23 protein-coding genes and 1 riboswitch are annotated in these 22884 nt (G+C 36.6%); of the genes, 13 read left to right on the top strand and 10 right to left on the bottom strand.

The window, feature by feature from the left end; genetic code table 11:
- The first annotated feature begins 14 nt into the window (after window positions 1-14).
- Together BOQ64_RS15655 and serS are read left to right on the top strand one after the other, a co-directional pair.
- On the top strand, window positions 15-518 hold the full coding sequence (locus BOQ64_RS15655) for a hypothetical protein (protein ID WP_129059125.1): 504 nt from the start codon (window positions 15-17) through the stop codon (window positions 516-518).
- Window positions 519-580: 62 nt separating this feature from the next.
- Window positions 581-1849, top strand: a complete 1269-nt coding sequence (serS, locus tag BOQ64_RS15650; RefSeq protein ID WP_129059124.1) for a serine--tRNA ligase — start codon at window positions 581-583, stop codon at window positions 1847-1849.
- A gap of 51 nt (window positions 1850-1900) precedes the next feature.
- On the opposite strand, the gene BOQ64_RS15645 is transcribed toward serS, so the two are convergent.
- The 9 genes from BOQ64_RS15645 to BOQ64_RS15605 all read right to left on the bottom strand — a co-directional run bounded on the left by BOQ64_RS15645 (window position 1901) and on the right by BOQ64_RS15605 (window position 11483).
- Window positions 1901-2644 carry a hypothetical protein gene (locus tag BOQ64_RS15645; protein ID WP_129059123.1) on the bottom strand — a complete coding sequence of 248 codons (744 nt, stop codon included), beginning with the start codon at window positions 2642-2644 and terminating at the stop codon, window positions 1901-1903.
- A gap of 19 nt (window positions 2645-2663) precedes the next feature.
- The gene (locus tag BOQ64_RS15640; RefSeq protein WP_129059122.1) at window positions 2664-3389 is read right to left on the bottom strand and encodes a sulfite exporter TauE/SafE family protein; all 726 of its coding nucleotides are present in this window, start codon (window positions 3387-3389) and stop codon (window positions 2664-2666) included.
- Complete coding sequence (locus tag BOQ64_RS15635) at window positions 3380-3832, bottom strand: FixH family protein (protein ID WP_129059121.1); 453 nt, start codon at window positions 3830-3832, stop codon at window positions 3380-3382. The genes BOQ64_RS15640 and BOQ64_RS15635 overlap by 10 nt, the downstream gene beginning before the upstream one ends.
- A gap of 9 nt (window positions 3833-3841) precedes the next feature.
- Window positions 3842-5296 (bottom strand): cytochrome c oxidase accessory protein CcoG, encoded by a 1455-nt coding sequence (ccoG, locus tag BOQ64_RS15630; protein ID WP_129059120.1) that lies wholly within the window; start codon window positions 5294-5296, stop codon window positions 3842-3844.
- A gap of 95 nt (window positions 5297-5391) precedes the next feature.
- The gene (locus tag BOQ64_RS15625; protein ID WP_129059119.1) at window positions 5392-6273 is read right to left on the bottom strand and encodes a cbb3-type cytochrome c oxidase N-terminal domain-containing protein; all 882 of its coding nucleotides are present in this window, start codon (window positions 6271-6273) and stop codon (window positions 5392-5394) included.
- Between the two features lie 10 nt (window positions 6274-6283).
- A complete protein-coding gene (locus BOQ64_RS15620) occupies window positions 6284-6484 on the bottom strand; it encodes a cbb3-type cytochrome oxidase subunit 3 (protein ID WP_045501410.1) in 201 nt (66 codons plus the stop codon).
- Window positions 6485-6502: 18 nt separating this feature from the next.
- Entirely contained in the window at window positions 6503-8764 is a 2262-nt protein-coding gene (ccoN, locus tag BOQ64_RS15615; protein WP_089739057.1) for a cytochrome-c oxidase, cbb3-type subunit I, read from the bottom strand.
- Window positions 8765-8785: 21 nt separating this feature from the next.
- Window positions 8786-8995 carry a cbb3-type cytochrome oxidase assembly protein CcoS gene (gene ccoS, locus BOQ64_RS15610; protein WP_066695691.1) on the bottom strand — a complete coding sequence of 70 codons (210 nt, stop codon included), beginning with the start codon at window positions 8993-8995 and terminating at the stop codon, window positions 8786-8788.
- Between the two features lie 109 nt (window positions 8996-9104).
- The gene (locus tag BOQ64_RS15605) at window positions 9105-11483 is read right to left on the bottom strand and encodes a heavy metal translocating P-type ATPase (RefSeq protein ID WP_129059118.1); all 2379 of its coding nucleotides are present in this window, start codon (window positions 11481-11483) and stop codon (window positions 9105-9107) included.
- 89 nt (window positions 11484-11572) lie between these two features.
- On the opposite strand from BOQ64_RS15605, the gene BOQ64_RS15600 reads away from it, so the two are divergent.
- The 11 genes from BOQ64_RS15600 to BOQ64_RS15550 all read left to right on the top strand — a co-directional run bounded on the left by BOQ64_RS15600 (window position 11573) and on the right by BOQ64_RS15550 (window position 20375).
- Window positions 11573-12286 (top strand): Crp/Fnr family transcriptional regulator, encoded by a 714-nt coding sequence (locus tag BOQ64_RS15600; RefSeq protein WP_045501403.1) that lies wholly within the window; start codon window positions 11573-11575, stop codon window positions 12284-12286.
- Between the two features lie 63 nt (window positions 12287-12349).
- Window positions 12350-13165, top strand: a complete 816-nt coding sequence (panB, locus tag BOQ64_RS15595; protein ID WP_129059117.1) for a 3-methyl-2-oxobutanoate hydroxymethyltransferase — start codon at window positions 12350-12352, stop codon at window positions 13163-13165.
- A gap of 3 nt (window positions 13166-13168) precedes the next feature.
- Complete coding sequence (locus BOQ64_RS15590) at window positions 13169-13492, top strand: hypothetical protein (RefSeq protein ID WP_129059116.1); 324 nt, start codon at window positions 13169-13171, stop codon at window positions 13490-13492.
- Between the two features lie 5 nt (window positions 13493-13497).
- On the top strand, window positions 13498-14175 hold the full coding sequence (locus tag BOQ64_RS15585; RefSeq protein WP_129059115.1) for an RluA family pseudouridine synthase: 678 nt from the start codon (window positions 13498-13500) through the stop codon (window positions 14173-14175).
- An 84-nt stretch (window positions 14176-14259) separates the two neighbouring features.
- Window positions 14260-14355: riboswitch (TPP riboswitch) on the top strand.
- Between the two features lie 57 nt (window positions 14356-14412).
- Window positions 14413-14619 (top strand): sulfur carrier protein ThiS, encoded by a 207-nt coding sequence (thiS, locus tag BOQ64_RS15580; RefSeq protein ID WP_129059114.1) that lies wholly within the window; start codon window positions 14413-14415, stop codon window positions 14617-14619.
- Window positions 14620-14643: 24 nt separating this feature from the next.
- The gene (thiC, locus tag BOQ64_RS15575) at window positions 14644-16455 is read left to right on the top strand and encodes a phosphomethylpyrimidine synthase ThiC (RefSeq protein WP_129059113.1); all 1812 of its coding nucleotides are present in this window, start codon (window positions 14644-14646) and stop codon (window positions 16453-16455) included.
- Entirely contained in the window at window positions 16452-17039 is a 588-nt protein-coding gene (locus BOQ64_RS15570) for a thiamine phosphate synthase (protein WP_129059112.1), read from the top strand. The genes thiC and BOQ64_RS15570 overlap by 4 nt, the downstream gene beginning before the upstream one ends.
- A gap of 93 nt (window positions 17040-17132) precedes the next feature.
- Window positions 17133-17753 carry a thiamine phosphate synthase gene (locus tag BOQ64_RS15565; RefSeq protein ID WP_129059111.1) on the top strand — a complete coding sequence of 207 codons (621 nt, stop codon included), beginning with the start codon at window positions 17133-17135 and terminating at the stop codon, window positions 17751-17753.
- Entirely contained in the window at window positions 17746-18522 is a 777-nt protein-coding gene (locus tag BOQ64_RS15560) for a thiazole synthase (RefSeq protein ID WP_129059110.1), read from the top strand. The genes BOQ64_RS15565 and BOQ64_RS15560 overlap by 8 nt, the downstream gene beginning before the upstream one ends.
- Before the next feature lie 11 nt (window positions 18523-18533).
- Window positions 18534-19652, top strand: a complete 1119-nt coding sequence (thiH, locus tag BOQ64_RS15555; protein WP_129059109.1) for a 2-iminoacetate synthase ThiH — start codon at window positions 18534-18536, stop codon at window positions 19650-19652.
- A gap of 15 nt (window positions 19653-19667) precedes the next feature.
- The gene (locus BOQ64_RS15550) at window positions 19668-20375 is read left to right on the top strand and encodes a HesA/MoeB/ThiF family protein (RefSeq protein WP_129059108.1); all 708 of its coding nucleotides are present in this window, start codon (window positions 19668-19670) and stop codon (window positions 20373-20375) included.
- A gap of 204 nt (window positions 20376-20579) precedes the next feature.
- Here BOQ64_RS15550 and BOQ64_RS15545 read toward each other — a convergent pair whose 3' ends face one another.
- Window positions 20580-22817: a TonB-dependent receptor domain-containing protein gene (locus BOQ64_RS15545; protein ID WP_129059107.1), complete on the bottom strand. Its 2238-nt coding sequence runs from the start codon at window positions 22815-22817 to the stop codon at window positions 20580-20582.
- Window positions 22818-22884 lie beyond the last annotated feature (67 nt).

The raw sequence follows: 22884 nt of genomic DNA, 5'->3' as shown, positions 1-22884 counted from the left end.
TTATCTTTGTTAGAATGAAAAATATCTTTCTTTATATCTTACTGTTAAGCTGTGTGGTTATCAGTTGTGGAAGTGATGACGATTCTTTGCAAAGAATTGATCAGATCATGAATATATATATGAAGTCGGATACCAGTCCGGATCTATTGAATGCTAAAAAAAGCGGATCTTTTACCAGTTTTTCTGTGAATGATATGTTGGGAGACAAAGACAACTCGCCTGTTACCAGTATTTCTCTAAGAATGAGACAGGATTCTGTTTTTTATATAGAGTATATTGCAGGGGCTAAAAGAAAGAAGTTTGATTCTGCGGGCATCAATTATTACTCCAGGATGGCACTTACTTTAAACAAGACTGTTAATAATACTACGCAGTCGGTTACGGATATTCTGGAAATCCATTATAAAAAGACACCGGAATTATTTCAGGTTTCTGAGGTTTTATATAATACAAAATCGGTATTTACAAAAGAATTGGGAGCTCCCAATTCGATAAATAATGTAACTATCGTAAAATAGTTTAAATTTGTAAAATGGTTAGCTTATATTAGGCTAAATTTAATATTTAACATCTAAATAAAATGTTACAAGTCAATTTTTTACGCGACAATAAAGAACGCGTTTTAGAAGGTCTTCAAAAAAGACAATTCAAGAATCTTGGGTTGGTAGACGAAGCTATTGCTACTGACGACGAAAGAAAAAGAATCCAGTTTGAATTAGATTCCCAGCTTTCCGAGATCAATAAAATTTCCAAGGAAATTGGACTTTTAATGAAGGAAGGAAAGAAAGAAGAAGCGGAATCGGCAAAATCTAAAACAGCACAGTACAAAGAGTCGAGTTCAGAATTGAAATCTCAGCTGGAAGTAAAAGAAACAGAATTATTAAATATTTTGTACCAACTTCCAAACATTCCAAATGAATTGGTAAAAAGCGGTGCTTCTGCTGATGATAATGAAAATATTTTTCAGTCTCATACGGTAGAAGGTCTTGGTGAAGGAGCTATTCCTCACTGGGAACTGGCTAAAAAATATAACCTTATTGATTTTGAACTAGGGGTAAAAATCGCTGGGGCAGGTTTTCCTGTTTATTTAGGAAAAGGAGCAAGATTACAAAGAGCTTTAGTTCAGTATTTCCTTGATAAGAACGTTGAAAAAGGGTATACAGAAGTAAATCCGCCTCACGTTGTGAATGAAGCTTCAGGGTATGGAACAGGACAGTTACCTGATAAAGAAGGGCAGATGTATTATATTAACGAAGATAATTTATATCTGATTCCTACTGCAGAAGTCCCTGTAACAAACCTTTATCGTGATGTTTTATTGGACGAAAAAGATCTTCCGATTAAAAATACAGCTTTCTCACAGTGCTATAGAAGAGAAGCAGGAAGTTACGGTGCTCACGTAAGAGGATTAAACCGTCTTCACCAATTTGAAAAAGTTGAGATCGTAAGAATTGAAAAACCAGAAAATTCTTATGCCGTTCTGGAAGAAATGGTAGAGCATATTAAAGAGATCCTTACAGATCTTGAACTTCCATTCAGAGTTTTAAGACTTTGCGGTGGAGATACAGGTTTTGCATCTGCAATGACGTATGACTTTGAAGTGTGGAGCGCTGCTCAGGAAATGTGGTTAGAAGTAAGTTCTGTGTCCAATTTTGAAACATTCCAGGCTAACAGACTGAAGTGTCGTTACAAAGCGGACGGTAAGTCTCAGTTAGTTCACACATTGAACGGATCTGCAATGGCATTGCCAAGAATTATGGCTGCATTATTGGAGAACAATCAGACAGCAGATGGTATTAAGCTTCCTAAGAAGATTGCTGAATATGCGAGATTTGATACAATTAACTAATTAATTTAGTTTTAAATAAAAACCCACCGGACTCCGGTGGGTTTTGTTATTTTATTCAGTAACAATGATGATTTTCTTATCAGCATTCTTCAATTTTGAATCCTTGTCATTTATCGCTTTTAGATCGTATTCTATTCTAACGGAATAGTCATCAACCTGTTTTAGCCAGTCATGTTTGCCGGTGATGGATTTTATTTTGGTTTCAAATTTTAAAGTAGTTCCTATATTTTTGAGAAACATCATCATCATACCATCCATTTTTTCCGTTTCTTCTTTTGATCCTTGAGATTTAAGCACTTCTTCAATATTTTTAACATTGAAAAAATCCGTGTTAATGGTTAACGTTTTTCCATCCCAGATATTGAGAATATTTTGATCAAAGGGTAATTTTTCGTCTTTATTGAAATTCTTAACAACTTCATAATCATTTGGTGTGATGTGATCTAATTTAAAGGAAAATCCGATAGGGGCAGATTTATTGTCTTCTTTTGTTGACTTTACAAAAATCTTTTTTATGATCCTGATCGTGTCCTGATTTTCTGTTTTCAGTTTTCCTTCTTTTTTTAGAAGATCATACATGCTTGTCCAAGCTGTTGGAAACCTGTCCAATTCTTTAAACTTATCTTGTTTTAATGAATCTGGTGTCATCGCTTGCATTTCTGCCATAAATTCCCGGGTATCCACATCAGTAATCATAGATGTAGCCGAATCTTTATGATAGACTACCTCAGTATTGATGCTGCAAGATTGTAGAGTAAACAGACTTATTAAGAATAAGACGATTGTTTTCTTCATGATATATAGTAAATTCTAATTAATGGCAGTTAACAGCTTCATTCGGGTCTTTAGAAATAGTCATAGATTCTGCTTTTGGAGAGACATAAGGAATTCCAAGTTCTAAGCCTCTAAGAATGAAAAGTCCACCCAAAATAATCATAATGATGGGAACTGCCTTTAAAACCTTTGTTCTGAAGGCCTGATTCATGAGATTTCCGGCCAAAACAATGGCAAACATGAACGGAAGGGTTCCCAAACCAAATAAGGCCATATATAAAGCTCCCTGCCATATTCCACCTCCTGCAAGACTTGCCGTAAGAGCCATATATACCATTCCGCATGGTAAGAAACCATTCAGAATTCCGGTAGTAAATCTTGAACGGTAATCTGCCTTTTGAAGTAAACGTCCTAAATTAGATTTTACAGAATATAAAAACTTGGACAGAAAAGGAATCTTTGAAGCAAAATCTTTTCCACCAAATGAAAATACAGCCATAATGATAAGCAGAACGCCGGCAGTAATTGTCAGGTATTTCTGAAACCCAGCCATTTCAAATCCCTGTCCTATAATTCCAAGAAGAGCACCTAATAATGAATAGGTGAAAATTCTTCCGAACTGATAGGTAAGATTCTGAAGATAAAAATTGGCTGCCTGTTTTTTGGTTAATCCCATCGATAGAGCAATAGGGCCACACATTCCGATACAGTGAAAACCGGAAGCAAAGCCTAAAGCAATAGCCGATACAATAAGTCCTATTTCCATATCACATCATAGTCCATTCTATAGTCTGTTTTGTCTTTTGTCCAGCTTAGTCTCAAAGTATAGTTTCCTACTTTTAATACCTGAGCAGGTATTATAAATGACTTATTGGCATCAAGATCTACAGATTTTTTTATGTCTAAATTCTGGTCATCGGTTCTGTTTAAAACAAATTTTACCGTAGTGTTTGAATGATTATATTCTTTTGGAAAAGTGATTTTAATCCCTTGAACATCCTGGCTGTATACAGGCTTTTCCTGCAGCTCATCCGCTCTTTTTTTAGAATCAATTACATCCTGATACTGTAATTCTTCTTCATAATAATTATCGGTTACCATTTCAGAGTTCTTTTGCCCGTTCGGGAAAAGAAACATCATGGATAATATAAAAACGATAAATGCTAATAATGCAATTACAACACCGTGTCCCCAAGTAAAGTTCTTCATTTTTTCTTTTTAAAATTGCAGTTTGAATGGTCCTTCAAAATAAGTTTGATAAGAATCGATAAGTTTACCCTTCATATCGTAAACTCCGATTGTAATGTTCTGTTTGGAAAGTTTCATTTCATCTTCAGGGAAGCTGATATTGATTGTTCCTTTAGAAATTTTATCCCTGTCTACAGGAATTTTGCTTGATGCACTGTAAGTGATCTCACCATGAGCAGGTGCAATGACCTTGATGGTAACCATTTTCTTCTCATTGGTCTTGTTCAGGAAGGTATAATTATAAGTATTGATAATTTTTCCTTCTTTCACAAAGAATGTACTGCCCGCAGGTTTAATGAATTTAGCTTCCATTTCTCCACGGCTGTAAAGAAGGTATCCTAAGAATCCTACCAGAAGGAATAAGAAAATACTGAATCCTTTCATTCTTCCTGTGAATTTGAACTGAGTTTCTTTCTCAATTTCATTTTCAGAAGCATATCTTACCAATCCTTTTGGAAGGCCTACTTTTTCCATTACTTCATCGCAGGCATCAATACATGCTGTACAGTTGATACATTCCAGCTGTTGCCCGTCTCTGATGTCAATTCCGGTAGGACATACTACCACACATTGTTGGCAATCGATACAGTCTCCTTTACCAGCAGCTTTTCTGTCTTCTCCTTTTCTCCATTTTGATCTTCCTTCCCCTCTTTTGAAGTCATAGAAAACATTGATGGTATCTTTATCAATCAATACACCCTGAAGTCTACCATATGGACAAACCAATGTACATACCTGTTCTCTGAACCATGCAAATACAAAGTAAAATGCAGCAGTAAGAAGAATCATTACAATAAAGTTGGTAGGATGGGTAAATGGCCCTTCGGAAACAATTTTGAATACTTGTTCATACCCAACAATATACATGAACATGAAGTGAGTAATGATAAGTGAAATAACAACGTAAACAGACCATTTCAGACTTCTTTTCCAGATCTTTTCACTGTTCCACTCCTGTCTGTCCAGCTTCATTTGCTTGTTTCGGTCACCTTCAATCAGATACTCGATTTTACGGAAGATAGATTCCATAAAAATTGTCTGAGGGCAAATCCACCCGCAGAAAATTCTTCCGAATGCAATCGTAAAAACGATAATAAAGATTAAGGATGCGATAGCACCTAAAGTAAGGATAAAGAAATCTTGTGGATAGAAAGGCTGTCCAAGGATGAAAAATTCTCTGTCTATCACATTGAACATCAGCAATGGGTTACCATTGATTTTGATGAACGGTAATGAAAAATAAATAATTAATAGTAGATAACTTACAATGTTTCTATAGTTGGTATATTTCCCTTTTGGCTTTCTAGGAAATACCCATCTTCTTTTACCGGATTGCTCCATTGTCCCTATAGAATCTCTGTAAGTTTCAGGGTCCAGAACCTGTCCCTGTCCGCCTCGTACTTCTATTTCTTCTATGTCTGACATATTGTAATGTGTTTAAAAAAGAAAAAACATAATTCGTTACTATTTTTAAGGTAATAACAAATTATGTTTTTTTCATATGTTTCTAATTTTTTAGATTATTCTTTTTCCCAGTGTGCTTCAGTTCCTTGAGGAGCTGCTCCTCCTTGAGCTGGAGTTACTGGTGGTAATTCCTGGTTGATGTGATATACATACGCTGCAATTTTTTCAATTTCAGCTCCAGAAACTTCTCCATTTTTACCAAATGCTCTCATCGCAGGGTTAGTAGGAGAACCATTCCAGTCCATGTGGAATACGTTTTTGAATAACGTTTTCTCTGGCATGTTAATCCAGTGGTTATCTGTTAAGTTTGGACCGATACCTCCACTACCGTCTTCTTTGTGACAAGATGCACAGTTTGTTTTGAATAATTCTTTACCTTCTGCAATATTATCAGCTGAATACTTAGCTGTTTCAATTGTTACAGGAGGCTGGCTTGCTTCATAAGCTGCAATGCTTGCCAATTGCTCTTTGTATTCTTTTTCATACTCGCTTAACGGGTGAGCGAAATCTGTAAATGAATACGCTGCAATATATACAATACAAAAAGCAGTCCCAAAATAGAATAAACCTACCCACCATTTTGGTAATTGGTTATCCAACTCCATGATTCCGTCGAAACCGTGGTCAATAAGGATATCTTTTTCTTCTGTATCAGATTGCTTTTTAAAGGCAGCTGCATACATTCTTTTGAAGAAAGGAACTTTCTTTTCTGCTAAATAAGCTGCTTTCTCTTCCGGAGATAATTTTTTGAATTTGTTGTTTTCAATCAAATCTCCAATAGCACTGTGGATAAAGGCAAGGATACTACCAATAACAACAGTTCCCCAGAAGTAAGGCGAAGCTAGGAACGCGTAGCTCTGCACAAACAAATAATAAAAAACTATTAAAAGTCCGATTATTATCAAGATGTTTACAACAACAGGTGTTCTTTGTTTCATAAAAAATAGTTTAATTTTTTAAATTAAAATCGTCGTCTTCATCCTCTCCAAGGGGAGCTTCTTCTTCCTCTTTGTAATATTTCTTAGGCTTGCTAAAAACATAGATTACCAGAGCTACGAAGAACAGCATAAAGAAAATCAGAGCCAGTGTCTGGTAGAAGCCAGCATTTTCTGTATTGGATAATATATCTTTAAAGTTCTGAGGAATCATACTAACCTTTTAATGTTTTTAGTTATTACTTGCTGTTTTAATTTCAGTTGTTTTGATATCTGTCCCTAATCTCTGTAGGTAAGAAATAAGAGCTACAATTTCTTTTTTCTCTAATTCTCCCTGAGGTTTCTTAGCATAAGCCTCTTTCAAGTCATTTGCTTCAGAGAAGATATCTTTTACAATTTTCTTAGCCTGGTTATCTGCCCATGTATTAGCAGAGTCAATTTGAGCTTTTGTATAAGGTACATCAAATGTATTCTTCATCAGCTTAATTTTGTCTACCATTTTAGATCTGTCTAAGTCAGTAGCAATTAACCAAGGGTAACGAGGCATGATAGAACCTGCAGATGTAGATCTTGGGTTATACATGTGCTTGTAGTGCCAAGAACTTGGGTTTTTACCACCTTCTCTATGTAAATCCGGTCCTGTTCTTTTAGATCCCCAAAGGAAAGGTCTGTCGTATACGAATTCCCCAGCTTTAGAGTACTGTCCGTTTTTACCGTTAAATCTTGTAATCTCATCTCTGAACGGTCTGATCATCTGAGAGTGACAAGCATTACATCCTTCACGGATATAAATATCTCTACCTTCAAGTTCAAGCGGAGAATAAGGTTTCACTGCTGAAATAGTAGGTACACTTTTCTTAAGAGATAGAGTAGGGATGATTTCTACCATACTTCCGATGGAAATAGTACACAATGACAATACTGTTAAAAGTAATGGCATTCTTTCTAACCAAAGGTGGAATCCTTCTCCTTCTTTACGTTTGTTTCCGATGTTTGCTAATGCAGGTGCTTCAGCAGGAACTTCTTTTTGGAATGATCCTTTTCTTACTGTAGCAATTACGTTAACGATCATTAGGATAGCTCCAGAAATATAGAATAAACCTCCTAAGAATCTCATTTTAAAGTAAGGAATAATCGCAGTTACTGTATCCAACCAGTTTTTCCATAATAATGTTCCGTCCGGGTTGAATTGTTTCCACATTAATCCTTGTGTGAATCCAGAAATATACATTGGTACTGCATAGAAAATGATTCCTAATGTCCCTAACCAGAAATGCCAGTTAGCTAATTTTACAGACCAAATTTTTGTTCTCCACATAATTGGTACCAGGTAATAGATAACCCCGAATGCCATGAAACCATTCCATCCAAGAGCTCCTAAGTGTACGTGACCGATAACCCAGTCTGTAAAGTGACCAATTTTGTTGATGTTTTTAGTTGCTAAAAGCGGTCCTTCAAACGTTGCCATACCATAACAAGTAACTGCAACTACGAAGAACTTAAGGATAGGATTTTCTCTTACTTTATCCCAAGCTCCTCTTAACGTAAGAAGACCATTTAACATTCCTCCCCAAGATGGCGCAATAAGCATGATAGAGAAACCAGTTCCTACTGCTTGTGCCCATGCTGGTAGAGCGGTATACTGAAGGTGGTGAGGACCAGCCCAGATATATACGAAGATTAGTGACCAAAAGTGAATAATAGACAGTTTATATGAGAATACAGGTCTGTCTGCTGCTTTTGGTAAGAAGTAATACATTAAACCTAGAACCGGAGTCGTCAATACGAATGCTACCGCATTGTGACCATACCACCATTGTACGATGGCATCTTTTGCTCCTGCATATGCAGAATAAGACTTCCAGCCAGAGAAAGATAATGGAACTTCAAGGTTGTTGAAGATGTGAAGCATTGCTACTGCTACCCAAGTTCCAAGATAGAACCAAATAGCAACATAAAGGTGTCTTACTCTTCTCTTTGAAATAGTGAGAATCATGTTTGCTCCAAAAATGATCCATGAGAATGCAATCAGAATATCGATTGGCCACTCATGTTCAGCATATTCTTTTGAAGTATTAATACCCATAAAGAACGTAATGAACGTAGCAACAATCATAAATTGCCATGTCCAGAAGTGAATCCAAGATAATGTATCACTGTACATTCTTGTCTTCAATAATCTTTGCGTAGAGTAGTATACCCCTACATAAACAATATTACACACGAACGCAAAGATCACGGTATTGGTGTGCAACATCCTGATTCTACCAAAACCAAACGCTCCATGAGTGTTTATTAACCCTTGAATGTTACCCGATGCTAAACTTTTAATGGTTGTATCATCTGTACCGAATAAGAATTCTGGTAATTCAGGGTAGAAAAGCATTAATGCCGCCGTAAGCCCGAACGTAAATCCTATGAAACCAAAGATTATGGTTGCATAGAGGAACGCACGGACAATACTATTGTCATAACTAAACTTTTGTGTTTCCATATCAACTATTCACTATTTTTCTCAATTTTTATTATTTTCTCCTATTTCTTTATCGTCTTTATCTTTGTCGCCATTTTCCTTTTTTTCTTTGACTTCGTCATCGAAAAGGATTCTGACAGCCGGAGATTCATCATCTTCAAACTGCCCTTTTTTGGCATACACTATAAATACGACCAGGAAGATCGCAGCTAAAGAAACACTGCAGACGATCATTAAATATAGAATATCCATTGGACAACAAAATTAACCTATTTTCGGGGTTCAAATTTAGTGAAAAATAATGACATTCATCACGAAATGCCGATTTCAGCTAATTTAAAATCAGTCTAAATAAGCGGGTTTAAGCCCGGTTTTTGAAGTATTTTCGACCTAGTATCCAAGTTGAAACTGTAGTAAAGGTAACTACGGTAATGGAACTTACAGGCATGATAATTGCTGCAAAAAGCGGATGCATGTGGCCTGTAACTGCGTAACTTAACCCAACAATGTTATAAAGAAAACTGATTATAAATGTCATTTTCACAATAGTAATCGAGCCTTTACAGACATTCAGGTAGTTGTCTAAAGTAACTACTTTTTCACCGTTCATAATCACATCAGAAGATGGTGTAAAGCTGTTGGTATCATCAGCAATAGCAATTCCTACATTACTCTGTTTTAGCGCTCCTGCATCATTCAGTCCATCCCCAAGCATGGCTACTTTCATGTGCTGATCCTGAAGGTTTTTAATGTAATTTAATTTGTCTTCAGGGCTTTGGTTGAAAGCCATTCCTTTGTAATTTGGAATAAGTTCTTTAAGTTGGTTTTCTTCTGAAGAATTATCTCCACTCAGAATAAATATTTTGTAGTTGGTGAGTTTTTTAAACAGGTCTTTAAGTTTTGGTCTGTACTCGTTCTTAAAGATGAATTTTCCTAAGAATTCGTCATTTTTGCTGATATAAACAGCGGTTTCCAGATTTTTTGGTTCCTGATTGTTGTAACGCGCAGAACCAATTTTATAAACGTTTCCTCTTACATTGGCTACATAGCCTTTTCCTGAAATTTCCTGGAAATCTTCAACAGGGAAATAATTATCATTCAGCTCTATAAATTCATAGAGAGATTTAGAAAGAGGGTGGTTGGAATTCTTTAATAACGTTTTGATGTTAAGTTGATCGAATTCATTCATCTCAGATCCTTCATACTTGATGTTGGATTTTTTTCTGTGGGTAATGGTTCCTGTTTTGTCAAAAACGATGGTATCTAATTTTGCAATTTTTTCAATCGTTAAAGTATCTTTTACGTAAAACTTATTTCGGCCTAAGATCCTCATAATGTGTCCGAAAGTGAACGGTGCAGACAATGCAAGCGCACATGGGCATGCAATAATCAGAATTGCTGAAATTACCTGGAACATTTTCTCCAAATCGATGAATGCCCAGTAAATTCCGGAAATCAATGCAATACCTAAAATAATGAAGGTGAAATATTTACTGATGTTGTTGGTCAATGTGTCAAGACCGGTCTCATGTTTCTTAAAAGCTTCTTTATTCCAAAGCTGGGTAAGGTAACTCTGATCTACATCTTTGATGACTTCCAGCTCAAGAGAAGATCCTATCTGTTTTCCTCCGGCAAAAATTTTGTCTCCCGGTTGTTTACTGATACTTTCACTTTCTCCGGTAATAAAACTGTTGTCAATGTTTCCTTCCCCGTTAATTAAAATAGCGTCTACCGGAATGATTTCCTGGTTTCTAACTAAAATTCTGTCTCCAACTTTTATTTCAGAAAGAAGAATATTTTCCTGCTTTCCTTCAAAATCTACTTTTGTTACAGCAATAGGATAGAATGATTTGTAATCTCTGTCATAAGAAAGTGCACTGTAAGTTCTTTTCTGGAACAGTTTACCCATTAGCATGAAGAAAAGAAGTCCACAAAGGGTGTCAAAATATCCGGGACCATATCCTGTTGCAATTTCGTAAATACTTCTTCCAAAGAGAACTAATATTCCTAGTACAATAGGAACATCAATGTTGATAATTTTATTTTTTAGTCCATACCAGGCAGACTTATAATAATCTGAAGCGGAATAAAATACAACCGGGCAGGCTAATAAGAACATAAGAACCCTGAAAAGCCCTTTATAATGTTCCATCCAGTAATCTTCACCCCCTACATATTCCGGGAATGCCAAAAACATCCCGTTTCCGAAAGCAAAACCTGCGATGGCAAATTTTACAAGAAGTGATTTGTCAAGATGGTCAACGTTTTTTTCAGCGGTTTCTAGGCTGATAACAGGTTTATATCCTAAATTCGTTAAGAAATTAGCTAGTTTGCTTAATTTTAGATCATTATGGTTGAATGAGATCTGTAAGGTCTTCCTTGTAAAGTTAACCTGAGAATATTTAATATAAGGATTCAGGGTATGAAGACTCTCTAGTAGCCAGATACAGGAAGAACAGTGAATTACAGGGATTTTGAAGGTAACAAGACTGGTATTTCCTTCAGAAAAATCGGTAATTTTATCAAAAATTTCAGGAGTGTCTAAATAAGCGAATTGGGTAGAACTTTCATCACTCGGACGAATTCCTGCCCCTTTATTAAGTTCATAGAAATTACTTAAATTATTCGTATTCAGAATTTCATAAACAGACTTACAGCCATTGCAACAGAAAGTCCTTTCATCAAACAAAATTCTCTCTTTTTCTATCCCTTGACCACAATGAAAACAGTTCTCGCTCACCTCCCTAAATTATTGAACTACAAAATTATAACAATTTTTTTTGTTTATCGAGTTAAAAAGTTCTATTTTTGTGATAAATATCATATAAAATGCCGCAGGAACAACAGATAGCAATTGAAGAGAGGTTCGCCAGAGTTTTTAATGATAAATCTTTTAAGGAAAGACTTTCTAGCGCAGATTTTGAAAAATATATTAACGGTAAAAAAAGATTGAGTTTTCAGAAACACGATACTATTTTCGAGGATGGAGAGACTCCGAAAGGAGTGTTTGTGCTTGAAAAAGGAGCCGCTAAACTTTCAAAATCCGGAGCATTTGGGAAAGATCAGATTTTAAGATTTATCAAAGAAGGGGATATTATCGGCTATCGTTCTTTGCTTTGCGGGGAAAATTTCCAGGCCAAAGCAGAAGCCATGACAGACATTGAATGTGTCTTCTTACCAGCAGATATCTTTATGTATCTTCTGGAAGTAGATCCGCAACTGTCTTTCGTAATGCTTCAGAAAATTTCTTACGAATTAGGAGAATCTTCCAATACCATAACGTTCCTTGCCCAGAAAACGGTAAGAGAAAGGCTGGCTGAAATATTGCTGCTTTTGGAACAAAAATTAGGGGTAGATCCGGAAGGTTTCATTAAAATCTCTTTAACCAGAGAAGAAATTGCCAACATTATTGGTACTGCTACTGAAAGTGCCATTCGTCTTATCTCAGAATTCAAACAGGATAATCTGATTGAAGTTGATGGACGAAACATCAAGATTCTGAATCACGATAAACTCATGAAACTCGGTCACGTAGTTTTATAAAAATCATAAAAACTTAAGTCGGCTAAATAGCCGACTTTTTAACTTTTAAAAAATAGATAAATTATGTCTGTTCACTCTGAAATTAAAAAAGTTACGACTGAAACCTTGCGTAAAATGAAATTCGACAAGGAAAAAATAACAATGCTTACTGCCTACGATTTTACCACGGCAAAGATGGTAGATGCAGGCGGAGTAGATGCTATTTTGATTGGAGACTCTGCAGCCAATGTAATGGCAGGTTTTGAAACTACTTTACCTATTACATTAGACCAAATGATCTACCATGCACAAAGTGTGGTAAGAGGAACTGACAGGGCTTTAGTGGTGGCAGATTTGCCATTCGGAACGTATCAGAGTAATCCTGAAAAAGCATTAGAGTCTGCGGTAAGAATGATGAAAGAAGGTGGTGCTCATGCTGTGAAGATTGAAGGAGGAAAAGAAATTTCAAAATCTATTAAAAAAATCATCAATGCAGGAATTCCTGTAATGGGACACTTAGGATTAACGCCACAGTCTATTTATAAATTCGGAACATATAAAGTAAGAGCAAAAGAAGAGGCAGAAGCAGAAAAGCTGATTGCTGATGCTCAACTTTTAGAAGAGTTAGGATGTTTTTCTGTAGTATTGGAAAAAATTCCTGCTGACTTAGCTAAAAAAGTTACTGAGAGCATTTCTATCCCAACGATTGGAATTGGTGCCGGAGCAGACTGTGACGGTCAGGTTTTGGTGTACCATGATATGGTTGGAATGAACAAAGGTTTCAGTCCAAAATTTTTAAGAAGATACCTTGATCTTTACACAGAAATTACTGGAGCTGTATCTCAATATGTAAAAGATGTAAAGAACGTAGAGTTCCCTAACCAAAACGAAAGTTATTAATTCATGCAAAATCAACAACAATCTATTCAGGGGATTTTATCTATTGCAGCATTAATCTGTCTTGCTGTAGGCTGGTTCAATTTATTTTCACCTGAGATCAATCATTTACTTTCAAGAAAAGTTTTCTATGTGCTGATAGGGGCAAGTTTCTTTATTCAGGCACCGATGCTGACCAATAAAAACTTCATGTATGCTATGTATGCAGCAGCAGCAGTTTGTGTGGTTGGAGCTTTATTGCCAGATAGTTCAATGATTTCAGGGCTTAAAACAATTGGTCTTTTGGCTGGGATTATTCTTTCAATGTCAAATAGAAACAGAAACAGATAAACTGGATGAAGGAGCAGATTGTATATGAAGATAACCATCTTCTGGTAGTGAATAAAAAAGTCGGTCAGCTTGTACAGGGCGATAAAACCGGTGATGAATCACTATTGGAATCCATCAAGAATTTTATAAAAATAAGAGATGCTAAGCCGGGAAATGTTTTTCTTGGCTTGGTTCATCGTATAGATCGTCCTACTTCCGGGCTTGTAATTTATGCTAAAACCTCGAAAGCACTTTCCCGTCTCACTCAGATGGTGAAAAACCGGGAGGTTAAAAAGACTTATTGGGCGGTAGTGGGCAAAGAAATGATTCCACAAAGTCAGCGCCTGGTTCATTATTTAAAGAAAAACGAAAAGAATAATAAGGCGATTGTCTTTCCAAAAGTTACAGAAGGAGCGAAGGAAGCGATTTTAACCTACAATGTTATCAAAACTTTAGATAATTATCTGCTTCTTGAAATAGATCTTGAAACCGGAAGGCACCACCAGATTAGAGCTCAGCTATCTAAAACTGGAGTTCCGATTAAAGGAGATTTAAAATATGGTTCTCCACGTTCCAATCCGGATGGAGGAATCAACCTTCATGCAAGGAAACTGGAATTTATTCATCCTGTTACTAAGGAGAAAATTGAAATTATAGCCCCTGTTCCGCAGAATGATGCGATCTGGAGAGCTTGTGAAGAATAAAAGAAGAAAATCCTGCTGTTAAGTGGGATTTTTTGTTTCTGGAAAATTCAATTTTGCCCATTCTGAAAAAATAACTAACTTCGTCCCACACTTTAGGGGTGTCTGTTCTTACAGACTGAGACTTTACCCTTTGAACCTGATCTGGATTATACCAGCGTAGGGAAAAGTAGATGACTTTTGCTGTACATTCTATTGTACAATAATAGCCATTCCTAAAGTATATTTAAATTATTAGGAATGGAACTTATAATCAACCACACCCGAAAAACATTTGATATACTTCCTGAAAACCTGGAAGCATTACTGGCTATGGAATTACCCGGAAAAAAGAAAGGTATTGCTGTAGCCCTTAACAATCGCATAGTTCCGCTGTCTGCCTGGGCGGAAACTTCCCTTAACAACCTGGATTCAATTTTAATCATTACTGCCACTCAGGGCGGATAATTCTCATACTTAATACCCATATTTATGGCTCATTCAATTACATGTTCGCCATTTCCGAACTCAAAGAAAATTTATATTGAAGGAAAAATTCATCCTATCAATGTAGCAATGCGTGAAATACAGCTTAGTCCTACTAAGCTGACTAATGGAAATTTTGAAGAAAATGCTCCGGTAACAATCTATGATACTTCGGGGCCTTACACAGATGAAAATGCTGTAATCGATATTCAGAAAGGGCTTCCGAGAATAAGAGAACAATGGATTCTGGATAGAGAAGATGTTGTTATACTTGATGGAATCACCTCAGAATACGGAAAAGCACGTTTGGCTGATCCTAAACTTGATGCATTACGCTTTTCATACGACCATAAGCCTAAAGTGGCTCAGGAAGGAAAAGAACTTACTCAGCTTTATTATGCAAAACAAGGCATTATTACTCCGGAAATGGAATATATTGCCATCAGAGAGAACCAAAGAATAGAACAATTGCAGTCTGTTCCAAAAGAAATGGCGTGCCAGCATATTGGAAACAGTTTTGGAGCTAATACTCCGAAAAGTAAGATCACTCCCGAGTTTGTAAGAGAGGAGATTGCTGCCGGAAGAGCTATTATTCCAAATAACATCAATCACCCTGAAAGTGAACCGATGATTATTGGAAGAAACTTCTTAGTAAAAATTAATGCGAATATCGGGAACAGTGCTGTTTCTTCAAGTATTGATGAAGAAGTGGAAAAGGCAGTTTGGGCCTGCCGATGGGGAGCAGATACGATTATGGATCTTTCCACAGGAAAAAATATTCATGAAACCAGAGAATGGATCATCAGAAACAGTCCGGTTCCAATCGGTACAGTTCCAATCTATCAGGCACTTGAAAAAGTAAAAGGAGTACCGGAAGATTTAACCTGGGAAGTTTTTAAAGATACTTTGATAGAACAGGCAGAGCAAGGAGTATCTTATTTTACGATTCACGCCGGAGTTTTATTAAGATACATTCATCTTACTGCAAACAGAGTAACAGGAATCGTATCCAGAGGCGGTTCTATTATGGCGAAATGGTGTTTGTATCATCACAAGGAAAACTTCTTATATACTCATTTTGAGGAGATTTGCGAGATCATGAAGAAGTATGATGTAGCCTTCTCTCTTGGAGATGGTCTGCGCCCTGGTTCTATTGCAGATGCCAATGATGCTGCGCAGTTTGCAGAACTGGAAACTTTAGGTGAACTGACAAAAATTGCCTGGAAACATAATGTACAGGTGATGATTGAAGGTCCAGGTCACGTTCCAATGCACATGATTAAAGAAAACATGGAGAAACAATTGGAGGTCTGTGACGAAGCTCCTTTCTATACTTTGGGTCCCTTAACCACTGATATTGCGCCTGGTTATGACCACATCACTTCAGGAATCGGAGCAGCAATGATCGGCTGGTTCGGGTGTGCAATGCTTTGTTATGTAACACCAAAAGAACATTTAGGGCTTCCGAATAAAGATGATGTGAAAGTGGGTGTAATTACTTACAAATTAGCAGCTCATGCGGCAGATTTGGCAAAAGGACATCCAGGAGCACAATACAGAGACAATGCATTAAGCAAAGCGAGATTTGAATTCAGATGGGAAGACCAGTTCAATCTTTCATTAGATCCGGATACAGCAAGAGCTTATCATGATGAAACCCTTCCAGCTGACGGAGCTAAAATTGCACACTTCTGCTCGATGTGCGGGCCAAAATTCTGTTCTATGAAAATCACACAGGAAATCCGTGAATCTGCTGAACAGGGAATGTTCGATAAATCACAGGAATTTATTGAAAAAGGAAAGGAAATTTATATATGATTCTAGTCATCACTCCTGAAACTATAGTTCCAAACGAATCAGAGATCATCAATCAGATGTTTCAGGATGGTTTGGATCTGCTCCATATCAGGAAACCGTTTGTCAGCAGGGAAGAAATGACTGATTTTATCAACAGTATTGATGAATCATTTTACGGGCAATTGGTGCTGCACAGTCATTATAACCTTGGAAAAAACTACGGGATTTCAAGACTTCATTTCAGAGAAGAAGACCGAAAGGAAGGAAAATACAAGCCTTTTATGAATGGAAATATAATTTCAACCTCTGTTCATGAAATTAACTCTTATAATACATTGGAAAAAGAATGGGAATATGCTTTCATAAGCCCATTCTTTCCAAGTATCTCCAAAAAAGGATATGGAATTGATTCAGCAGTAATTGAAAGTTTGAAGGAAAGAAATAATCAGGACGTGAAGCTAATTGCCTTAGGTGGAATTGATTCCAACCGTATTCAGGAAGTCTTTGATCTTGGAGTAGATGGAGTTGCTTTATTGGGAGCAGTTTGGGAAAGTGATGAACCTTTATACGTATTTAGAAAATGCAGGAGAGCAATCAAAAGGTGAAAACCTTGAATTTGCTTGTAGAAAAGGGAAATTATATATCGAACAATTAAAAAAACGTAATCCCTCTTTATTCGGGACACATTCATAGTCAATATGGAAAAATTACAGTACATCTCACAGGGAAATACAAGACAGGAACAGGAACATAATATCCGGAAAGCCTTGGATAATGGGATTAAATGGATACAGATCCGTTGGAAAAATGCTCCTGAAAATGAATTAATAAACCTTTGTGAAACATCAAAGAAACTTTGCGTAGAATATCAGTCAATCTGTATAATCAATGATCATGTTCAGTTGGCAAAGAGAATAGATGCTGATGGAGTCCATTTAGGGTTAAATGATGGTTCCATTGAAGAAGCAAGAATGATTTTAGATGAGGATAAGATCATTGGCGGAACAGCCAATACAATTTTAGATGTCCTTCAAAGAATAGAAGAATCATGTGATTATATTGGGTTGGGACCATTACGATTCACTTCTACAAAAGAAAAGCTCAGTCCTATTCTTGGATTTGAAGGATATCAGGAAATTATAAACCAACTCAAGGAAAAAAGAAAGATGATTCCTAGAATATTTGCGATTGGAGGGGTAAGCCTTGAAGATATTCAGACATTACAGCAGATCGGAATTTATGGAGCAGCTGTTTCAGGGCAGATTACTAGCCAGCCGACCATCATTAATGAATTTAAAAAAGCAATGATATATGCATAATCAAAAATTAATAATAGCAGACAGAACTTTTGAATCAAGATTGTTTTTAGGAACAGGAAAATTCGGAAGTCTTGAAGATATGGCAGCCTCTGTTGTTGCGTCAGAATCTAACATGGTTACAATGGCTTTAAAAAGAATTGATGCTCAATCGGCCGAAGATGATTTATTAGATTCATTAAAAGGAACTAATGTTCACCTTTTGCCCAATACTTCAGGGGCAAGAACAGCTAAAGAAGCTGTTTTAGCAGCACAATTAGCCAGAGAAGCTTTAGAAACCAACTGGGTAAAATTAGAAATTCACCCGGATCCAAAATATTTATTACCAGATCCTATTGAAACGCTGTATGCAACGGAAGAGTTAGCAAAATTAGGTTTCGTCGTAATGCCTTATATTCACGCTGATCCGGTTTTATGCAAACGTCTTGAAGATGTAGGAACTGCTGTCGTAATGCCTTTAGGGGCGCCTATTGGGACAAATAAAGGTTTGAGGACGTTGGATTTCTTAGAAATTATCATCAGCCAAAGTAACGTTCCTGTTGTTGTAGATGCCGGAATTGGAGCACCATCTGATGCTGCAAAAGCAATGGAGATGGGAGCTGATGCTGTTTTGGTGAATACCGCTATTGCAGTGGCCAGAAATCCGGTGAATATGGCTGTTGCTTTTAAAGAAGGCGTTATTGCCGGAAGAAGAGCTTTTGAATCCGGTTTGGGAGCTATAGCGAACCATGCTGAAGCATCAAGCCCGCTAACTTCGTTTTTGTTTGAATAAAAATCAGAATCATGAATAGTTTTAAGGAGGTTTTCGAACAGTACCAATGGGATGAAGTAAAAACCAGACTTGAAAAAGTGACAATTTCCGAGGTTAGAAACAGTCTTCAGAAAAGAAACAGAACACTGGATGACTTTCTGAACCTGCTCTCCCCAGCAGCTTCACAGGAGTTAGAGCTCATGGCGAATATGACAAGAGCTTTAACTCAAAAACGCTTTGGAAAGACCATTCAGTTGTATGCGCCTTTGTATCTGAGTAATGAATGTCAGAATATTTGTACCTACTGTGGATTCAGTCTTGATAACAACCTTAGGAGAAAAATACTTTCAGACTCTGAATTGATGATAGAAAGCACTGTTTTAAAATCAATGGGAGTAAACCATGTTCTACTGGTGAGTGGTGAAGCCAATAAAATAGTAGGGGTTCCTTATTTTCAGAATGCTGTTCGTTTACTGAGACCTCATTTTTCTAATATTTCCATTGAAGTACAGCCTTTAAAAGAATCAGAGTACAAACTTCTTCATGAAGAAGGAGTACATTCTGTATTGGTATATCAGGAAACCTACCATCAGGAAGTATATAAAGAATATCATCCGAAAGGTAAAAAATCCAATTTCTATTTTCGCCTGGATACTCCCGACAGAATTGGCCGGGCCGGAATTCATAAAATGGGATTGGGAGTATTGCTTGGGCTTGAAGATTGGAGGGTAGACAGCTTTTTCAATGCTCTTCACATCGATTATCTTCAAAAGCAGTACTGGAAAAGTAAATTTTCAGTGTCATTTCCAAGGCTGAGACCTGCAGAAGGAATCATTGAACCTAATTTTATTATGGAAGATAAAGATTTACTGCAACTGATCTGTGCCTACAGAATCTGGAATGAAGACCTTGAAATATCGATCTCCACAAGAGAAAATGAAAATTTCAGAAATCATATTGTAGCATTGGGAGCCACAACGATGAGTGCAGGTTCAAAAACCAACCCGGGTGGATATGCCGTAGACAAGGAATCTCTGGAACAGTTTGAAACCAGTGATGAAAGAAGCATGGAAGAAATTAAAACGATGATTAAAAAATCAGGATATGATCCGGTAATGAAAGATTGGGATGCTGTTTATAGCGGAGTTTAAATTATATAGTTCAGAATGCAAGAAGATGTTTTTAAAAGATACAGCCGTCAGATTTTTATTGAGGAAATAGGATTGGAAGGGCAAAAGAAGATAATGGCTTCAAAAGTTCTTGTGATAGGTGCTGGTGGGTTAGGAAGTCCGGTGATTCAATATCTGGCAGCGGCAGGAGTTGGGACTATAGGCATTGCAGATTTTGATCAGGTAGAACTTCATAACCTCAATCGCCAGATCATTCATACCGAAAACGAAGTAGGAGTTCTGAAAATCACGAGTGCTGAGAAGTTTGTAAACAGTCTCAATCATCATGTGAAAATAATTGGGATTGAACAAAAGATTGATGCTTCCAATGCCTCAGAAATACTTTCTCAATATGATATTATTGTAGATGGTTCAGATAATTTCTCAACAAGATATCTGGTAAATGATACCTGCGTTGCATTGAATAAAACATTGGTCTATGGAAGTATTTTAGGGTTTTCCGGACAGATGGCCGTGTTCAATCATCAAGGAAGTAAAAATTTACGGGATATATTTCCTGAGCCACCTTTTGATGAAGAATTGCCGGATTGTGACAGCTTGGGAGTTTTGGGTGCTCTTCCAGGAATTGTAGGGAGCATGATGGCGCTTCAAACCTTGAAAATTATTACGGATCTACCTGTAAATCTCAATCAGTTAACTTTAATTGATACGCTGAACTGGAGATTTCAAACCTTAGATTTTTAAGATGGATGAGATTTTTGTTTCTCGTAGATCACACAGATTTCGCAGATCTTAGTGTGGGAGTGTTATAACTCTATGAAAAAAAATCTGCGTTATTTACTAAATCTGCGTGAGATATCTTTGTCATCAGTATAGAATCAATAAAAATAAAAATGAGGCAGTAATCGTATCACTGCCTCATTTTCGGTTATTAATCATTTAAATCTATTATTGCCCTTGCTGCATAACGCCACCGTTATCCTCTTTCTTGGTTTGGTTTAGGATGTTTGGATCCTCTTTCGCCAATTTATTTCTTGTTGGAATTTTGTAATTGATGGAAATTCCGAAGTTTCTTGAATCGTATTTTGTTCTAAGCATTACATTCTCTCCTAATGGTGGATTGGAACGTACCTGCATGATCTGACCATTGAAAATATCATTCGCAAAAACTGAGACTGTAAGACGATTGTTCATAAACTTTTTCGTCAGGGTAATATCTAAGTTATTGCTAAATGGCTTCTCTGCCGTGAAGTAAAAATATCCTGCTTTTGGTGTCAGATAGCTGTAATTCGCTGTCAGTTTAATATCTTTTGGAAGAATCAACTGGGTCATCAGGTTAAGAATCCAGAATCCTTTATTGTTGAGGTTATCAATCTCATGTTTCTGATATCCCGCATAAATGTACATGAAATTCATTTTGTCAGGATTGAAGTTCGATTTCATAATCTCACCTATGGACTTGGTAAAAATCTGAAATGGAACAGGAAGTCCAACATTGAAATTGTGAATTTTCATGTTAGAGATATTAATCTGCTCATTGTAAAGATTTCTACCATCTTTTCTAATGATCTGTGCCACCTGATTGCTGGCTGAACTTACACTGTATCCTATGAATGCATAATCAAAAGCCGAAATTTTCAACTCATAGTTATCAAAAATGGTAGGCTGAAGATTGGCATTACCAGTGATTTGAGTATTTGGCCCTCCAAATGTGGTATTATTCGGGTTTAGAGCAGAAATACTTGGTAAGCTTATCTTTTTGTTGTAATTCGCAGCCACATATACCTGGTTCATCAGGTTATACTGTATACTGGCATTCGGAAAGAATTTAAACTTATTAAATGGAAGCAGGTCAGCCTGAACAAGCTTTTCATCTTTATCAAAATATCTGGTGACTCCTGAAATGTCATAGTTTTCAAAACGTGATCCCAAAGTGAAGTCAAACTTTTTCAATTTAGCCTGAAATTCAAGGTAAGTAGAAGCTGTCTGTCTTTGGTATTCAAGGTTTTTTAACCCTTTACTTTCCGTATCATAATCCTGTCTTTCATACAACCCTCCGGCACTCACTTTTCCTCCATCAAGAAACTTGATGGGTTGAGAATAATCAACCTTAAGATTAGCAATTCTCATATCAGAATTATTGCTTAACAGATTTCCCTGAGTTGTTGTTGGAAGACGTTGTTCAGGCAGGGTAGAGGTTTCTTCAAAAGTCTTGTCAAAGAATATATTATCCTGTCCAAATTTAGTGTATGCCTTTGTATAACCAAGCTGGAAGTCTAATTTCTGAGATTTATCAGAGAAGCGTTTCTGATAAGTTACCACGGCTTCCTGCCTTACTGTATTGGTTCTTGCAGCATCTGAAGATCCGAAAGTATAGTCTCTGATATAAACTTTATTAGGTGAATTCTTATCGTAGGTTCGGTCACCTTTACCATTACTTAAAGTATAATTATCATTGTTATTGTGATAAATATCGTAATTCAGCAATAGTCTGTCCTGTCCAAGATCAAAAGTTACCCCTGCCTTAGCAAAATAAGTACGGGCAAATCGATCTGTATTACCGTTTAATAAGTCATCCTGCTGTGTATTCATCATACTTTCACGATAATTTTGTCCCACATTAAGCTGCCATCCAAAATATTTATTTCTGGCATTTAAATTAATGGAATTGGTAGTTCTGCTTCTGTATTTATCGTAATTGGTGAAGGTGTAATTTCCGGAATAGGTGGCGCTTAGGTATTTGTTGGCGTTTTTATTCGTAATAATATTCATCACAGCACCTCCTGATGTAGCAGGAAATTCTGCTCCCGGCTGCGTAACGACTTCAATTCTCTCTACAGAATTGGCCGGCATGCTTTCAAGAAAAGAATTTAATTCATTGGAGGTAATGTTTAAAGGTCTTCCGTTAAGATAAACATCCAGCATTTTTCCCTGATACATCATCCCGGCAATATCTGTAGATACAAGACCCGGAAGCTTTTTAATTCCTTCTAAAACGTTTCCGTTATTAAGTTGAGGCTGTTCAGAAAAATCAAAAATAGTACGGTCTGCTTTTTGTTCAACGGCTTTTTTAGTTTTAGTGATAACAATGCCGTCAATTTGCTTTTCTTTGGTGCTATTATTTTTTTCCTGAGAAAAGGCAAATACCGAGCTTACCAGCGATATAGCGAATAGAGTTTTTTTCATAATGTTTTTTACTACTATCCGGTTAGACGCTAAAAAAGAAACTTTGTTACAGGTACTTAGGTAATTT

Source organism: Chryseobacterium sp. CH25 (genome assembly GCF_004119455.1).
Classification (GTDB): domain Bacteria; phylum Bacteroidota; class Bacteroidia; order Flavobacteriales; family Weeksellaceae; genus Chryseobacterium.
The sequence above is the reverse complement of the archived record's forward strand: the minus strand, read 5'-3'. Positions and strand labels throughout refer to the sequence as shown.

Coding starts and splice junctions, on each gene's coding strand:
- BOQ64_RS15635 (WP_129059121.1), bottom strand. CDS start 3,832: ATGAAGAACTTTACTTGGGGACACGGTGTTGTAATTGCATTATTAGCA.
- BOQ64_RS15565 (WP_129059111.1), top strand. CDS start 17,133: ATGGAAAAATTACAGTACATCTCACAGGGAAATACAAGACAGGAACAG.
- BOQ64_RS15545 (WP_129059107.1), bottom strand. CDS start 22,817: ATGAAAAAAACTCTATTCGCTATATCGCTGGTAAGCTCGGTATTTGCC.
- panB (WP_129059117.1), top strand. CDS start 12,350: ATGTCTGTTCACTCTGAAATTAAAAAAGTTACGACTGAAACCTTGCGT.
- BOQ64_RS15560 (WP_129059110.1), top strand. CDS start 17,746: ATGCATAATCAAAAATTAATAATAGCAGACAGAACTTTTGAATCAAGA.
- BOQ64_RS15570 (WP_129059112.1), top strand. CDS start 16,452: ATGATTCTAGTCATCACTCCTGAAACTATAGTTCCAAACGAATCAGAG.
- BOQ64_RS15640 (WP_129059122.1), bottom strand. CDS start 3,389: ATGGAAATAGGACTTATTGTATCGGCTATTGCTTTAGGCTTTGCTTCC.
- thiS (WP_129059114.1), top strand. CDS start 14,413: ATGGAACTTATAATCAACCACACCCGAAAAACATTTGATATACTTCCT.
- BOQ64_RS15645 (WP_129059123.1), bottom strand. CDS start 2,644: ATGAAGAAAACAATCGTCTTATTCTTAATAAGTCTGTTTACTCTACAA.
- BOQ64_RS15625 (WP_129059119.1), bottom strand. CDS start 6,273: ATGAAACAAAGAACACCTGTTGTTGTAAACATCTTGATAATAATCGGA.
- thiC (WP_129059113.1), top strand. CDS start 14,644: ATGGCTCATTCAATTACATGTTCGCCATTTCCGAACTCAAAGAAAATT.
- ccoN (WP_089739057.1), bottom strand. CDS start 8,764: ATGGAAACACAAAAGTTTAGTTATGACAATAGTATTGTCCGTGCGTTC.
- BOQ64_RS15600 (WP_045501403.1), top strand. CDS start 11,573: ATGCCGCAGGAACAACAGATAGCAATTGAAGAGAGGTTCGCCAGAGTT.
- BOQ64_RS15590 (WP_129059116.1), top strand. CDS start 13,169: ATGCAAAATCAACAACAATCTATTCAGGGGATTTTATCTATTGCAGCA.
- BOQ64_RS15655 (WP_129059125.1), top strand. CDS start 15: ATGAAAAATATCTTTCTTTATATCTTACTGTTAAGCTGTGTGGTTATC.
- BOQ64_RS15550 (WP_129059108.1), top strand. CDS start 19,668: ATGCAAGAAGATGTTTTTAAAAGATACAGCCGTCAGATTTTTATTGAG.
- thiH (WP_129059109.1), top strand. CDS start 18,534: ATGAATAGTTTTAAGGAGGTTTTCGAACAGTACCAATGGGATGAAGTA.
- BOQ64_RS15585 (WP_129059115.1), top strand. CDS start 13,498: ATGAAGGAGCAGATTGTATATGAAGATAACCATCTTCTGGTAGTGAAT.
- ccoG (WP_129059120.1), bottom strand. CDS start 5,296: ATGTCAGACATAGAAGAAATAGAAGTACGAGGCGGACAGGGACAGGTT.
- ccoS (WP_066695691.1), bottom strand. CDS start 8,995: ATGGATATTCTATATTTAATGATCGTCTGCAGTGTTTCTTTAGCTGCG.
- BOQ64_RS15620 (WP_045501410.1), bottom strand. CDS start 6,484: ATGATTCCTCAGAACTTTAAAGATATATTATCCAATACAGAAAATGCT.
- serS (WP_129059124.1), top strand. CDS start 581: ATGTTACAAGTCAATTTTTTACGCGACAATAAAGAACGCGTTTTAGAA.